This is a genomic window from Mesorhizobium sp. WSM4849, assembly GCF_055811385.1.
The window spans coordinates 175,190-189,326 of sequence record NZ_JBVVPW010000004.1 but is presented as its reverse complement, the minus strand read 5'-3'; the positions used below and the strand labels follow the sequence as shown (position 1 = coordinate 189,326).

14 protein-coding genes and 1 tRNA gene are annotated in these 14,137 nt (G+C 60.5%); 5 read left to right on the top strand and 10 right to left on the bottom strand.

Annotated features, from left to right (window positions below):
- Positions 1-24: 24 nt before the first annotated feature.
- Positions 25-1,317, top strand: a complete 1,293-nt coding sequence (locus AC0L3L_RS05975) for a L,D-transpeptidase family protein (protein ID WP_473636906.1) — start codon at positions 25-27, stop codon at positions 1,315-1,317.
- Between the two features lie 5 nt (positions 1,318-1,322).
- Positions 1,323-1,598: a sulfurtransferase TusA family protein gene (locus AC0L3L_RS05970; protein ID WP_473636905.1), complete on the top strand. Its 276-nt coding sequence runs from the start codon at positions 1,323-1,325 to the stop codon at positions 1,596-1,598.
- Positions 1,599-1,769: 171 nt separating this feature from the next.
- On the opposite strand, the gene AC0L3L_RS05965 is transcribed toward AC0L3L_RS05970, so the two are convergent.
- Both AC0L3L_RS05965 and AC0L3L_RS05960 read right to left on the bottom strand, forming a co-directional pair.
- Positions 1,770-2,870, bottom strand: coding sequence for a CobW family GTP-binding protein (locus AC0L3L_RS05965; RefSeq protein ID WP_473636904.1), 1,101 nt, complete (start codon positions 2,868-2,870; stop codon positions 1,770-1,772).
- Positions 2,871-2,874: 4 nt separating this feature from the next.
- Positions 2,875-4,065 (bottom strand): D-alanyl-D-alanine carboxypeptidase family protein, encoded by a 1,191-nt coding sequence (locus tag AC0L3L_RS05960; RefSeq protein WP_473636903.1) that lies wholly within the window; start codon positions 4,063-4,065, stop codon positions 2,875-2,877.
- Positions 4,066-4,420: 355 nt separating this feature from the next.
- On the opposite strand from AC0L3L_RS05960, the gene AC0L3L_RS05955 reads away from it, so the two are divergent.
- A complete protein-coding gene (locus AC0L3L_RS05955; RefSeq protein ID WP_473636902.1) occupies positions 4,421-5,584 on the top strand; it encodes a M20 aminoacylase family protein in 1,164 nt (387 codons plus the stop codon).
- Between the two features lie 336 nt (positions 5,585-5,920).
- Here the strand turns inward: AC0L3L_RS05955 and AC0L3L_RS05950 are convergent, their stop codons facing one another.
- Positions 5,921-6,214 (bottom strand): hypothetical protein, encoded by a 294-nt coding sequence (locus tag AC0L3L_RS05950; protein ID WP_473636901.1) that lies wholly within the window; start codon positions 6,212-6,214, stop codon positions 5,921-5,923.
- A 149-nt stretch (positions 6,215-6,363) separates the two neighbouring features.
- Here AC0L3L_RS05950 and AC0L3L_RS05945 point away from each other — a divergent pair.
- Positions 6,364-6,440: transfer RNA gene (locus tag AC0L3L_RS05945), tRNA-Arg, on the top strand.
- Between the two features lie 79 nt (positions 6,441-6,519).
- Here AC0L3L_RS05945 and AC0L3L_RS05940 read toward each other — a convergent pair.
- Positions 6,520-6,909 carry a hypothetical protein gene (locus AC0L3L_RS05940; RefSeq protein WP_473636900.1) on the bottom strand — a complete coding sequence of 130 codons (390 nt, stop codon included), beginning with the start codon at positions 6,907-6,909 and terminating at the stop codon, positions 6,520-6,522.
- A 152-nt stretch (positions 6,910-7,061) separates the two neighbouring features.
- Positions 7,062-8,045 carry an SMI1/KNR4 family protein gene (locus AC0L3L_RS05935; protein WP_473636899.1) on the bottom strand — a complete coding sequence of 328 codons (984 nt, stop codon included), beginning with the start codon at positions 8,043-8,045 and terminating at the stop codon, positions 7,062-7,064.
- Between the two features lie 329 nt (positions 8,046-8,374).
- On the opposite strand from AC0L3L_RS05935, the gene AC0L3L_RS05930 reads away from it, so the two are divergent.
- Positions 8,375-8,911 carry a DnaJ domain-containing protein gene (locus tag AC0L3L_RS05930; protein ID WP_473636898.1) on the top strand — a complete coding sequence of 179 codons (537 nt, stop codon included), beginning with the start codon at positions 8,375-8,377 and terminating at the stop codon, positions 8,909-8,911.
- A gap of 260 nt (positions 8,912-9,171) precedes the next feature.
- Here the strand turns inward: AC0L3L_RS05930 and AC0L3L_RS05925 are convergent, their stop codons facing one another.
- The 5 genes from AC0L3L_RS05925 to AC0L3L_RS05905 form a co-directional block, all read right to left on the bottom strand.
- The gene (locus AC0L3L_RS05925; protein WP_473636897.1) at positions 9,172-9,696 is read right to left on the bottom strand and encodes a prepilin peptidase; all 525 of its coding nucleotides are present in this window, start codon (positions 9,694-9,696) and stop codon (positions 9,172-9,174) included.
- A 9-nt stretch (positions 9,697-9,705) separates the two neighbouring features.
- Positions 9,706-10,251, bottom strand: a complete 546-nt coding sequence (locus AC0L3L_RS05920; RefSeq protein WP_473636896.1) for a tetratricopeptide repeat protein — start codon at positions 10,249-10,251, stop codon at positions 9,706-9,708.
- A 58-nt stretch (positions 10,252-10,309) separates the two neighbouring features.
- Positions 10,310-10,939 (bottom strand): type II secretion system F family protein, encoded by a 630-nt coding sequence (locus AC0L3L_RS05915; protein ID WP_473636895.1) that lies wholly within the window; start codon positions 10,937-10,939, stop codon positions 10,310-10,312.
- A 339-nt stretch (positions 10,940-11,278) separates the two neighbouring features.
- Positions 11,279-12,250 (bottom strand): type II secretion system F family protein, encoded by a 972-nt coding sequence (locus AC0L3L_RS05910; RefSeq protein WP_473636894.1) that lies wholly within the window; start codon positions 12,248-12,250, stop codon positions 11,279-11,281.
- Complete coding sequence (locus AC0L3L_RS05905) at positions 12,250-13,641, bottom strand: CpaF family protein (protein WP_473636893.1); 1,392 nt, start codon at positions 13,639-13,641, stop codon at positions 12,250-12,252. The genes AC0L3L_RS05910 and AC0L3L_RS05905 overlap by 1 nt, the downstream gene beginning before the upstream one ends.
- Positions 13,642-14,137 lie beyond the last annotated feature (496 nt).

Genomic DNA, 14,137 nt, shown 5'->3' with positions numbered 1-14,137 from the left:
GCGGCCGAAAGAAAAGACATAGCCATGTTTGCCAAGCTTGCCCGCACCGGACTTGTGATTGCCGCGTTAGGCGTCGCCGGCTGCACCGATTCTTCGATGAAGGATTTTGCCCCCCAGGCCAACAAGCCGCTGCCCGACAAGATCCTGGCCGGCATGAAGGCCAAGGGCATGACCCGCACCTCGCCGGTGATGGCCCGCATCTTCAAGGAAGAGGGCAAGCTCGAGATCTGGAAGGCCAAGACCAATGGCCGCTACGATTTGGTCGCCAGCTACGACATCTGCAAATGGTCGGGCAAGCTCGGTCCCAAATACACCGAAGGCGACCGCCAGGCGCCGGAGGGCTTCTACACGGTCCGTCCGGCGCAGATGAATCCGCGGTCGAGCTATCACCTTGCCTTCAACATCGGCTATCCCAACGTCTACGATCGCGCCAATGGCCGCACCGGTTCCCATCTGATGGTCCATGGCGCCTGCTCGTCGTCGGGCTGCTATTCGATGACCGACGCACAGATCGAGCAGATCTACGCCTTCGGCCGCGATGCCTTCCAGGGCGGGCAGACCGAGTTCCAGATCCAGGCCTTTCCGTTCCGCATGACCGCCGCCAACATGGCGCGTTATCGCAAAGATCCGAACTACGAATTCTGGAAGATGCTGAAGGTCGGCTACGATAATTTCGAGATCACCAAAGTGCCGCCGAAGGTCGACGTCTGCGAGAAGCGCTATGTCTTCAACCAGGTCGCGGCTGACGGCGCGACGTTCGATCCGGCCGGCGCCTGCCCCGCGACGACGCAGCCGGATTCGCTGAAGAGCGCCTTCAATGCCTATCAGAGCACCTACGAAGCGGCTTTCAACGGCGCGGTCAAGGCCAGCGTGCCGGCGCCCAAGCCGACCATCGCCGGCATCAAGGAAGCCAGCATCGTCTCCGAGTGGTCAAAGAAGCGCGCCCGTGGCGAACGCGTGCCGATCGATCCGCCGTCGTTCAACGCCGACGGCTCGGTGACCGAGACGGCGCGCATGGGCCGCATCGATTCGCCGGCGGGCCGCAAGATGGCCGCGCTCGACGCCGAGAAAGCCGCCAAGCAGAAGGCCGAGGAGCAAAGGCTTGCCGCGATAGAAGCAGCCAAGGCCGAGAAAGAGGCGGCCAAGGCTCAGGCTCTGGCCGAGAAGGAAGCTGCCAAGGCCGCCGCGGAAATGCCTGTCGTCACCGCCACCGTAGCGCCATCGCAGGCCGCCCCGGCAGTCGAAACGCAGGCTGCGGACGCCGAAAGCACGGCGACAAGGCTGAAGAAGAAGCTGTTCGGCATGTTCGGCGGCTGAGGTTCATGCTTGAACAAGAAGATGGCGGCCAGGAAGACAGGCCCTCAACCAGCCCCGCCGCCGTCTACGACCTCAAAGGTCTGAAATGCCCGTTGCCGGTGCTCAAGGCAAAAAAGCGGTTGGCCAGAATGCAGCCGGGCAGCCGCCTGTGGCTCGAAACCACCGACCCCCTCGCCGTCATCGACATTCCCGCCTTCTGCACCGAGAGCGGCCATAATCTGATCGAAACGGCAGCGACCTCAGGCGGCCATCGCTTCCTCGTCGAGCGCGGAGCGGGATAATCTCCCCCCTCGAGGGGGAGATGTCGCCGAAGGCGACAGAGGGGGTCGCCGCGCGTAAAGCGCCAACCTTGATCTGCCCCAGGAAGCCGCGTCCGGTCGCGCCGACCCCCTCTGGCCTGCCCTCTTTACCACCAATTGGCATCTCCCCCTCAAGGGGGGAGATCAGCCGCTTCACCGCCCGGCGATGGCCAGCGGGTTGTTTTCCAGCGCTGCGCGGTCCGGTGTGTCGATCGATGGCCGGTTGGTGAAGGCGGCAAACAGCCGGCGGACGTAATCTTCCGGCATGTCGAGCGTGATCAGCACCAGCCTTGTGCCGCGTTGGCCGTCCGGCCAGGACGGCAGCCGCGCCGGCGGGTGCAGGATCTTTTGGACGCCGTGGACGACCAGCGGCCGCGATGGGTCTTCCAGCAATTCGATGATGCCCTTCATGCGCAGCAGGCGCTCGCCATGCGCCGATCGCAACAGGTCGAGGAACATCTCGATCGCCGAAAACGGCACCGGCCCTTCATGAACCAGCGAGTAGGCGCGCACGCGGGAATCGTGCCGATGATCGTGCTCATGGTCGCCGTGGTCATGATCGCCATGGTGATCATGGGCGGCTTCCTCGCCCAGCCAGCGCCGCACGTCGGCGGACTTGGTGGCTGGGTTGTAGAGGCCGCAATCGAACAGCGCCGCTACATCGGTCCTTCTGTCACCCGCATCGAGCAGCTCGGCACCCGGATTGATCTGCCGCAGCCGGGAGCGCAAGGCCTCGACGTCGCGCGGATCGGCGGCCAGATCGGCTTTCGTCAGCACGATGCGGTCGGCGACCGCCACCTGCTTCACCGCCTCGACATGGGCGTCGAGCGTCGCATTGCCGTTGACCGCGTCGACCAATGTGATGACGCCATCGAGCCGGAAGGCATGGACCAGCGCCGGATGCGCCATGATCGACTGAAGCACCGGCGCCGGATCGGCGAGGCCGGTGGTTTCGATGACGACACGGGCAAGCCGGGCGATGCGGCCGGTCTGCAGCCGGTCGACGAGATCGGCCAGCGTGTCGACCAGTTCGCCGCGCACCGTGCAGCAGAGACAGCCGTCGGAAAGCTGGATGATACCGTCGGAGGCCTGTTCGACCAGGAGATGGTCGATCGCCACCTCGCCGAACTCGTTGATGATGACCGCCGTGTCGGCAAGCGCGGGATCCCTGAGCAGCCGGTTGAGCAGCGTCGTCTTGCCGGCGCCGAGAAAGCCGGTCAGCACCGAGACGGCGATGGGAAAGCCGCTGCTCATCAGGCTAGTTCACGGCCTTGGCGGGCTCCTGGGCCGCAGTTGCGGAACCGATCACTGCCGGCTCGGCGCCGGGCGGCGGCGGCAGGTCGGGCCGCCAGTTCGGCAGCGGCACGTCTGCATATTCCTGGCCCGATGCATCGAGCATCGCCTTCGGCTTCGGCCCGGTGGCGCCACCAAGCCCGACGGCGACCAATGTCGGCACATGGTCGAGCTTTTTCCGATAGGGAGATTTTGGCGCATTCTTATCGCCGACGGGGACGGCAGCTTCCGACTGCTCCTTAGCCGGCTTCTTCCTGCAAATCTCATCATTCAGGTCGTTGACCGATGTGGTGTCGCCATAGGAAGGCAGCGCCGCCACCGTCAACCAGCCCGGTGTCGGCGTGGCAAAGCCGTGGTCGAGCAGCCTGGCGACGATCTCGGCGCGGGAGACGGCCGACTTCTCGCCAAGCACCACCGCCACCAGCGTGCGCCCGTTGCGTGTTGCCGAGCCGATCATGTTGAAGCCCGAGGGACAGACGAAACCGGTCTTCATGCCGTCGGCGCCGGGATAGCGGCCGATCAGGAGATTGTAGTTCGGGATCTGCTTCTTGCCGACGGCCAGGCCCTCGATCGAGAACCATGGGGCATATTGCGGAAATTCCGTGCGGATCGCCATCACCAGCAAGCCGAGGTCGCGCGCCGTCGTATACTGGTCTGGCGAAAACAGCCCGTTCGGGTTGACGAAATGCGTTCCGGTCATGCCGAGCCGGCGCGCCTCGGTATTCATGCGTTCGGCGAAAGCGGCCTGCGAACCGCCGATGTTCTCGCCGACGGCCATGGCGACATCGTTGGCCGATTTGACCAGCATCATCTTCAGCGCGTTGTCGAGCCGCATGACCGAACCCGGCTTGAAGCCCATCTTGCTCGGCGGCTCGCCGGCGGAACGCTTCGTGACCTTGATCGGCGAATCGAGCTGGGCCTCGCCCGCGGCAATCGCACGAAATGCCACATAGGCGGTCATCAGCTTGGTCAGCGAGGCAGGGTACCAGCGCTTGAAAGCCTCCTGGTGCTGGAGGATCTTGCCATTCCCCAGGTCGAACACGATCGTCGGATTGGCGAGAGCCGGTCCGGCCAGCACCGGAAGCGCCACGGCGCCCGCCAGCAATAATGCATGTCGCGCAAAAGTGTGCAGAGGTTTTGCGATAACGACATGCATAAAACAACGTGCATGTCGCGCAAAAGTGCGCAGCGGTTTTGCGACATGCATAAAAACAACAACGCTAAAGCGCGTCGCCCGGTCAAACGCGACGCGCTTTAGTTTGAAGAAATGCCTGTACCGCATGGTGGAATCCGAAATCGCCTCTTGCCGCAGTCGCCTCTGGCTCCGTAAGATTTGTTACGCGATCGCCAGCATGGTGATCCGGCCCTATCCGGATCGCAATCTTGCGGTGCTATTTAGCCTATGTGACGTCAACATGGCAAAGTGCCTGAATGACAATTCTAAAACAGCAGGCACAATTTGCAAAGCAGCAGGCAGAGCCCGTCTGCTCCAACAGCGAGATGGAACCATCATGCCGATCCTGAACCGCGCCGCCGAAATGCAAGACGAGGTTGCCGGCTGGCGCCGCCATCTGCACCAGACGCCAGAGCTGAATTTCGACGTCTTCAAGACCGCCGCCTTCGTCACCGAGAAGCTGAATGCCTTCGGTTGCGACGACGTGGTGACCGGGCTCGGCAAGACCGGCGTCGTCGGCATCATCCGCGGCCGCCTGGGCGAAGGCACGAGCATCGGCCTGCGCGCCGACATGGACGCGCTGCCGCTCAACGAGATCACCGGAAAACCTTACGCCTCGACCGTTCCGGGCAAGATGCACGCCTGCGGCCATGACGGCCACACCGCGATGCTGCTCGGTGCTGCCAAATATCTTGCCGAGACGCGCAATTTCGCCGGTTCCGTCGCAGTGATCTTCCAGCCGGCCGAAGAAGGCGGCGGTGGCGGCAACGAGATGGTCAAGGACGGTATGATGGAGCGCTTCGGCATCTCCAAGGTATTCGGCATGCACAACATGCCGGGCCTGCCGGTCGGGCAATTCGCCATCAAGCCGGGCCCGATCATGGCGGCGACCGCCGAATTCACCATCACCGTCAAGGGCCGGGGCGGGCATGCGGCGATGCCGCACGGCACGATCGACCCGATCGTCATCACCAGCCAGCTCGTCGGCGCTCTGCAGACGATCGCCTCGCGCAGCACCGATCCGGTCGAGGCTGTCGTGGTGTCGGTGACGAAATTCCACGCCGGCGACGCCTATAACGTCATTCCCGAGAGCGCCGAGATCGCCGGCACCGTGCGTACGCTGAAGGGGGAGGTCGCCAGGAAGGCAGAGCAGCGCGTGCGCGCCATCTGCGAGGGCGTGGGCGCGGCCTTCGGCGCAACGATCGAGGTCGACTACAACGCCAATTATCCCGTCACCTTCAACCATCCGGAGGAGACGGCCTTTGCCAGCGACGTCGCGGCTGATGTCGCCGGCGAGGCCCATGTGCACCGCGCCATCCAGCCGGTGATGGGCGGCGAGGATTTCTCCTATATGCTGGAGGCGCGGCCCGGCGCCTTCATCTTCATCGGCAATGGCGACACCGCCGGTCTCCACAATCCGGCCTACGATTTCAACGACGAGGTCATCCCGCACGGCATGAGCTACTGGGTGAAGCTCGCGGAGACGGCGCTGGCCGCCTGATGCATACAAAGCCTACCCTCGGGCTTGCCCCATATAGGGTAGGGCAATCGCATATGAGAACTGCCCCCTCATCCGGCCGCGGAGCCTGTCCTCGGGCTTGCCGGAGGCAAGACCCGTGGGCGGCCACCTTCTCCCCGCCGGGGAGAAGAGAGAAGCGTCAGCGCTGGCTCCTCTCCCCTTGGGGAGAGGTCGGATTGTCCCGAATTGCCCTTCGCAATTCGGTTGGCAATCCGGGTGAGGGGGTACTTACCAATATGCGATAGCCCTGCCATGTGGAGGGGAGCCGCAACCGTTGGGAAGAAGCTATACGAAAATCAATCGATGGTGCCTTGACCGCTATGGTCCGCTCTTCGGGTCGTCGACCTCCAGCGCCTCCATGACGGGCGCCGGATCACTCTCTTCGGCCGCAGCCTGCGGCTCTGGGCCTGCCCTGGCCTTGCTCAGGGCTTCCGCAATAGCCGCTTCAATGTCGCCGATCTCGTCTTCGCGCACCTCGTGACCATAGCCGGCCGCGTCGGCATCCTGTTCGAATTGCTGAGCCAGGACCGCCACGCTCACCTCGCTTTCAGCGGGCAGGTCGCCGACGTTCTCCTGGAGCCAGGTTTCAAAGAACTCTTTCGTAGCACTCATGCGGCATCTCCTTCGGCACACTAAAGCGCGGCGGTGGTCCGAAGTTCCGCTATCCCCAGTCCATCTTTGCGATCCACTCGCAACCGGCCGATTGCATCGAGCCTGCCTCTTGGCGAAACGGTCCGAAGCGGTTATGTGTCGGGCCGCGTGGTCCCGTAGCTCAGTAGGATAGAGCGGCAGATTCCTAATCTGTAGGTCACAGGTTCGATTCCTGTCGGGATCACCACGCTTAGCAACGGGGAGGATTATATTCCTGATCGCAATGGTCCTAGCAAGCGCCTACCTTGCGCACCTCCGGAGCTGCCTCAATCGATCAGGTCGATTTCAAATTCCGGTAACCGCTGCCACTGCTGCAACGGTGTTTCGCGCCGCCAATATTCCAGCACCTTAATTCCCTCGGCGCTCACATCGCCGTTCTTGGCGTGCAGACCTGCTGGTGGTTCTCCTATCGGAAGAAACTGGCGTCGGATTATTTGTTCGGCTCTTTCGAATTGCTCGGTGTAGCCGCATATCAGTTGTAGGTATTCGGGACCACCGCGAGCCCGAGCCAATACGAGGACACATTCTCTGCTGGACCCGCCTGGACGGAAAGGGACATAGCGCGGCACACCGTATCTATCCCACCAAATCGGTTCTCTGTTGATCAACGATTGGATGTCGTCATAGGCGTCGATGTCATTGTGGACGTTGTGCATCAGACTCCCCGCCTTCAACGTAAGGCGCCCTTAATAGACCTCAAATCTCATGAATGCTCAACCAGACGGCGCCGAGTGGCAGAAGGGCGCGCTAGCATTCGTCCCAGAAGTCCTGAAGCGAGGCGTGCCGAAGGTCACCGAAATACGTGCCGTCATAGGAAGGGGCCAGGTGCGCCCAGAAGGCTTCGTGCGCCTTCGTGGAAGTCGTTTGATGGGGGGGCTTTCAATCGGAACCGGCGCAGCACTGGCTCTTCCGCCGCTTCCAATCTGAAATTGCCGCTTTCCAGCAGGCCGGCGATCCACTCGAGGAACTTGCCAAGGGTTTCCGCAAGCACCGCCTTCACGTCTTCGTCGCGCCCAAAGAGGATGACCTGGCCGACGCGACCGCTGGGCCAGGGATCGAAATCGAGACCGATATGATTGCCTGAGCCATCATGGGTCAGCGGTATCCAGCGCGCATTGATATAGGCCGGGTCAACCGCGTGTTCAGGCCACGCCCCTCCGGGAATTTCATAGCGATTGCCGCCGAAATCGGCGAGCACATCGACCCAGGCTTTCCATTGCGCCCCTGCCTGATGCAGCGGCAGCAGCGGATGCCCATAGATATGGCCCCGACGGTCGTCGTTTTCGCCGTCGTGCCATCGGTATAGGTCGCGATAGGCGCGCGGCATCTTGAGGCCGATCAGGCGCTCGAACGCATCCAGTTGCGCGTCCGTGGCCGGCGGATTGAACACATATTTGTCTGGCGGCAGATGGGCAGCATACCAGGCATCAAGGCGCGCAAGCACCGGCGCGATATCTTCCTCCAGCAACGGCTTCGCCTGTCCCGGCGGCCGTTTGGGACGGCTGGTTTCGGCCATGGGGGATTTTGTCCTGATTTGCCGCATTGCGCACATGGTAGGAAGCAGCCCCGCAAGGCTCAGGGCTCCGAAGATAGACGCACCGATCAGCACATTGCGCCTGCTCCGATCCATCACGGACATTCCGGCGCGATTGATCGGCGCCGCCACACAAGCCCTGAAGGCATCGCAGGTCTCGGCCCGAATTCGTTTGCCGCCATTCAGACGAAGTCCGAGTCTGGCGGGTAACGGTTGTCCATGATTACCTTCATAGCAGACACTTATACCAGAGATCACCAATAGCGACTCATAGCGAGGGCAGTTCGAGCCTTGGAAGACGATCCGTCAATCGAAATCGGATCGGTGCACGAGGACTACCAGGCGGGCATCAGTGATCCCGACTGGAGAGAATGATCGCCGACGTATATCGGCGGATGACCGGAATGAGGGCAGCCCTTTGCAGGGGCGAAGCTTGCGCGCTAGTATCTGCAAAACGGGAGGGGGACTAATGCCACGAATTGAGCGAGTAGAAACCCGCAAGCGCGGATTTCTGGCTATGACCGCAAGACACTCCGGCGACGTTCTCTCGACTGTGTGCGCAATAGCGTTGTTGTGGGAGCACCACTTTGTTCATTGACTACTACGAACTCCTGGAAATCAGCCCGAACGCCAACTCGGAAACGATAGAACGGGTATTTCGTTATTTTGCTATGCGCTACCATCCCGACAATCAGGATACCGGCGATGCATCACGCTTCAGTGAAATCGCGGAGGCCCATAATACTCTCAAAGATCCGGTCAAACGCGTGCAGTACGACATTCAGTATAAAGACCATTTGAAACTTCGCCTCGAGTTGATTGAGGAAGTCAGCAACACTAAAGGAATCGAACGGGACGGCGTCATTCAGGCCAAACTGCTCTCGCTACTTTATGTCAAACGCCGACAAGACGTCAACAATCCTGGCATTGGCGATGAAGAACTCGAACGCATGTCGGGCTGTCCGCGTGAACATCTGGAATTTCATCTCTGGTATCTAAAAGCAAAAGGCTGGATAGGAAGGGTCGAAAACGGGATGTTCGCGATTACCGTAGAAGGCATCGATCGCGCCAATACCGAACATCGTCGTGACACCTCCACCAGACTACTGAATCATACAGGCTGACGAGTGGAAGCTCGCGTGCCAGTGCCCCTTGGATTAGCCCTTGGGAGCCCCACCAGCGCGGTCAAGTGCCATATTTATGCCCCTTGGGAAAACTCATTTAACAAGATCGTCGTTCCCTAACGGTTAACGTGAAACGGTGTCTGGTGTCATTGAACGGAACCTACTGCTCATCGACCTCAGCACTGGCGTCTGACGCGAGCCGCTTGAGAACATAGACGCCCGAGATGTACAGCCAAGCAGTTGCGGCAATTCCTGTCTGGTCAGATCGCCGGACCGGGATGGGGCATCAAGGTGACGTAGACCTGAAACACTATCGTGCAGATCGCCGCGAGCGAGATCGGCACGCCAAACGGCACAACGCCTTTGCGGTCCAGGTGCTGAACGTAGAGGCGGAAGACGCCCGCGGGCAGCATGAGCGGATTTTTGACGACCATCGCCGTGGCGAGAGCGAAAACCAGCAGCAGCACTGAAAATACGACGAGGCCGCTGCCGCCGATCAGCAACGGCACCACCGTCATCAGCTTGACGTCGCCGGCCCCGACCTTGCGCAGGGCCCAGAACGGGAAGAGCGCAACAAACAGCAAAAGACCGGCAAGCGCACTCAGGCCCATGTCCCACCACGACCCGGATTGCACCGACAGGAGCGTCAGCGAGCCCAACCCCAGGCAAAGCAGCAGCAGCACATTCTGGTTGGATATCTTCTGGGTGGTGAAGTCGAGCCAGGCGATCCTTGCCAGCAAAGGAATGGCTAGTCCCTTCAGCAGCAGCGATGCGGCGAGCAACATGCGATAGCCTTACCGCTCGAGATTCTTCACGCTGGACGACAGGAGCTGCAGATTGTTGGCCACGGTCGGATCGTTGGGCGCCAGCTCATAGGCCTTGAGGAAATTGCTGCGCGCATCCTGCAGCTTGCCGCGCAGCAGGTAGGAATAGCCGACATTGTTGTAATATTCGGGCGTCCCGCCGACCAGCCGGAAGGCCTGGCGATAGGCGTGGTCGGAGAGGTCGAAGCGGCGGATACGATCGCTACAGGCGGCCAGGCCCATCCAGGCACCACCGTCGTTGGGCGCCAGTTGCGTCGCCTTGTAGAACAGGGCGCCGGCATTGCCGTAGTTTTCCGCACGGAACTGGTTCTTGGCTTCGGCAACAGCCTGGTCCGAGGCATAGTACTCGACGTCGCTGACCGTCTTCAGCCCGTCGAAGGCATCACCAAAGGCTGTTACGTCACCTTTTGAGGGCTCGTTGGTGCGGACGACGCCACCGGTATCAGCCGTTTGACAGCCGGAAAGCACGATGAGCAGCACACCGGCTACGGCTGCGAGGCGCATTGGCCCTGTCATTTCGTCCCCCAAAAGAGTTCTCTCCGACTCTGTATTTTCGACCAAAGCATATACCTGCCTAGAAGAAAACACCCCTCATTCGGACAATAATCGGTAACAGCACAATCATCAGGACAACCGGAAAGACGCAGATCCCCAACGGGATCATCATCTTGACCGGCAAGGCGTTGCCGCGCTCTTCAGCGCGAAGAATTCTCTTGCCGCGCATTTCATCGCTGTAAACGCGTAACGCATCCGTCAGGCTGGTGCCAAGTTCTTCCGACTGCCGAAACAGTATCGAGAGCGCTCGAGCCTCCTCCAGACCAAGACGATCGGAGAGATCTCGAAGGCCCTCGCGCAGCGGCTTGCCGGCGCGCAGTTGCAGATTCATGATCGCTAGCTGGATGCCGAGCCATTTGTGGGTGCCGGCCAATTCCTGGCTGACGCGCTCCACCGCCGCCTCAAGACTCATGCCGGCGTCGGCACAGGTGATCATCATGTCCATGAAATCGGGAAAACCCCGGCGATACGTTTCCTTCTGCGCATTCTCGAAACGATCGAGGGCGATGCTCGGAATGACGAGGCAAGCAAGGCCAAACAAAGCAGCAGCTGCGAATGTCAGGAACCCTGGTAGTTGCGGCGGCACCACCGCAACCAACCCCGTGTATGATCCGAAAAAGCCGGCAGCGACAGCGCCGAAGCGCGACAACGTATACATCAGAGGCGCGCTTGCTTGATAGAATCCTGCGCGAAAGAGCTTTGCCTCAAGGGCATTCGGCTCGCCTCTCTCCTTTTCGACCGATCGGAAGTAGGCGTCGACCGGGCGCTGTGCCGCAATTTTGGCAAGCTGATCCTGCCCAGCAAGGGACCGGCGGTCGGTAATTCCCTCGGAACGCAAGCTTTGCGCCACCAGTTTGCGGGTCTGAAGGGCAGGCCTGAAGACAAGCGCTCCGAACAGGAATAGCGCCATCGCCGCCAGGAAAACGGCAACGGAGACCAAAAGGCCCAGACTTTGCGAGTTCGAAAACAGGTCTATATCACGCTCCCGTCAGAAATCGAAGTTGACCATCCGATACATGATGAAATCACCCAGCAACGCCCACAGTCCGAAGATCAGGAATGCAGGCATGACGAGCGGGTTGTTCCATATGTCGCCGTAATAGCTCGGTGCAATGACCACAAGCAGACCGAACATGACGAGCGGGAACAGGGAGATGATCCATGCCGACATCCGGCCTTCGGCCGAGAGCGCCCGGATTTTCATCCGCAATTTCTCCCTCTCGCGCAGCACCGATGAGAGATTCGACAGGATCTCAGTGAGGTTTCCACCTGTCTTGGCCTGGATCGAGAGCGATACCGAAAGCAGATGGAGACCTTCAAACCCTACACGTTGCGACAGCTTCCGCACTGCCTGTTCAATGCTGAGACCAAAGGTGATTTCGTCGGAAACAATGCCGAACTCGGTGCCGATCGGATCAGGCATTTCACGGGCGACAAGACTTATGGCTACGGAAGTCGGATGACCGGCGCGCAGCGAACGCACGATCATGTCGAGCGCATCGGGAAGCTGGGCAGCGAATTTCAGGATACGCTTCTTGCGTGCGCGTCGAAGGACGAGAAGCGGCAGCGCAAATCCCACCAGCAGGAAAGCGATCAGCGCCGCTACGCTGGAAAAGCCAAAAAGCAATCGCAGCACCAGCCCGAGCACCAGCCCGCCAAGAAGGAACATTGCGCCGAAAGCCAGCGGATTGCCGGTAATGCCGGATTGTGTGTAGAGCCTGTTCAAAGCGACCATGCCAGAGATGTAATCGCCCGAATCCGTCAGCCCACGTTCGCGGAGCAAGCCCTGAAGGGTCTTTTCGGCAGGTGCCTCCTCCGCCAGGCGCGCGAGACGACGGTTGATCGTGCCGGCTCGAACGCGCCGCGCGGCATAGGACACATAGAGGGATTCAGCGGCAAGGATCATCGACGCGGCTGCAAGCACATAGATAAAGTAAAGCAACGTCTGGCCGGTCGGCATCAGAGCGGCACCTGCGGATTGAAGGCATCCTTGGCGAAGTGGTGGCCGAGCGTCGCCGCCTCCTGGGCAAAGCGCGGACGGACGCCGGTGGCGCGAAATTCTCCGATGATCTTACCTTCGGCAGTCGAATCCCGGCGAACGAAATGATAGATTTCCTGGAGTTGGACGACATTGCCTTCCATACCGGTGAGCTCCGAGATGGAAACGACCCGCCTGCCACCGTCTGAAAGGCGCTGTGTCTGCACGATGATGTCGATGGCCGACGCAATCTGCGCTCGGATGGACTCATGGGTCATCGGCATGCCGGCCATGCCGACCATCTGTTCCAGCCGCGATATTGCATCGCGCGGCGTGTTGGCATGGATGGTGGTCATCGAGCCTTCGTGGCCGGTGTTCATGGCTTGCAGCATGTCGAAGGCTTCCTCGCCGCGAACCTCGCCGACGATAATTCGGTCGGGCCGCATGCGCAGCGCGTTCTTGAGCAGTTCGCGCTGACGAACCTCGCCCTTGCCCTCGACATTGGGGGGACGCGTCTCCAACCGGCCGACATGCGGCTGCTGCAGTTGCAGTTCCGCGGCGTCCTCGATGGTGATCAGGCGCTCCTTGGCCGGGATATAGCTCGACAGCGCGTTGAGCAAGGTCGTCTTGCCGCTGCCTGTGCCGCCCGAAACCAGGATCGACTTGCGCGCCTGCACCGCGATCCGCAACAGGTCGATCATCGGCTGGCGGATCGAATTAAACACCATCAGGCGTTCGAGCGAGTAGGGATTCTTCGAGAATTTGCGGATCGACACCAGCGGCCCATCGACCGAGATCGGCCGCACCGCGATGTTGACGCGCGAGCCGTCTTCCAGCCGTGCATCCACCATCGGCGCCGATTCGTCGACGCGCCTGCCGATGGCCGAAACGATCTTGTTGATGACGCGCAGCAGATGCGCCTCGTCGCGGAAGCGGATCGACGTCTCCTCAAGCACGCCGCGCCGCTCGATGAAAACGCGGTTGTGGGTGTTGATCAGGATGTCAGCAATCGAGTCATCCTTGAGCAGCGGTTCGATCGGCCCGAGCCCAAGCATCTCGTCGGCGGTGTCGCTGGTCAGTTGATCGAGTTCGCGCGCGTTCAGCGGCACGTTTCGACCGCGGACGAATTCGCGCACGATCGGTCGGATCTCGTTGAGGATCTCACCCTTGGACGCTGTTTCGAGGACGGCAAGATTGAAGCGGTCGATCAGGTGACGATGGAGATCGACCTTGAGTGTCAGGAAATCGTCGCCATGCGGCGCGAGATCGGAGGCTGGGGAAAGCGTGGCGGCGACAGGCGACACCGCCGCTATCGGCTGGAGCGTTGGCTCGACCCGTGGCTCGCTTGGCCCCTTGATGAATCGCCCCAGCATGACGCTCTTCCCCTTTGAAATCCCCACCGCGAAACTAAGCGTTAACCACGCGTGGCACAAGCGCCAGCCGCACCATGCAACTTAATACTTCAGACATAGTTAAAATCAAGGATAAGAAAACGCGACGTTTATTTGGTCAGCGGCGCTGTCCTAATGGAACACTCGCCTTCAATGCTAGATGCTTTTTTGTCACAAAGGCGCCATGGAACCCACGCAAACCCCTTAGATATAAAGGAATATGCACTATCGCTAATACCGCCCCACTTCCGCCATACCCACGGCCAAATTGTGAACGAATGGTTAAGAAGGGTTGAAAAATGAGCCGAATCAATGTTTTGGTCTGCCTGAGATCGGCAATATTCTTGCCAAATCATGTATAGGAAAGTTAAGCAATCCTTAATCCCGTTTGACTCTGATTTTCGTCGGGACTTAGATCGAGATGACGGGGGATGCTTGGGTATGGATTTCATCCTTGGCTCGTCTCGTCGGGTTCAAA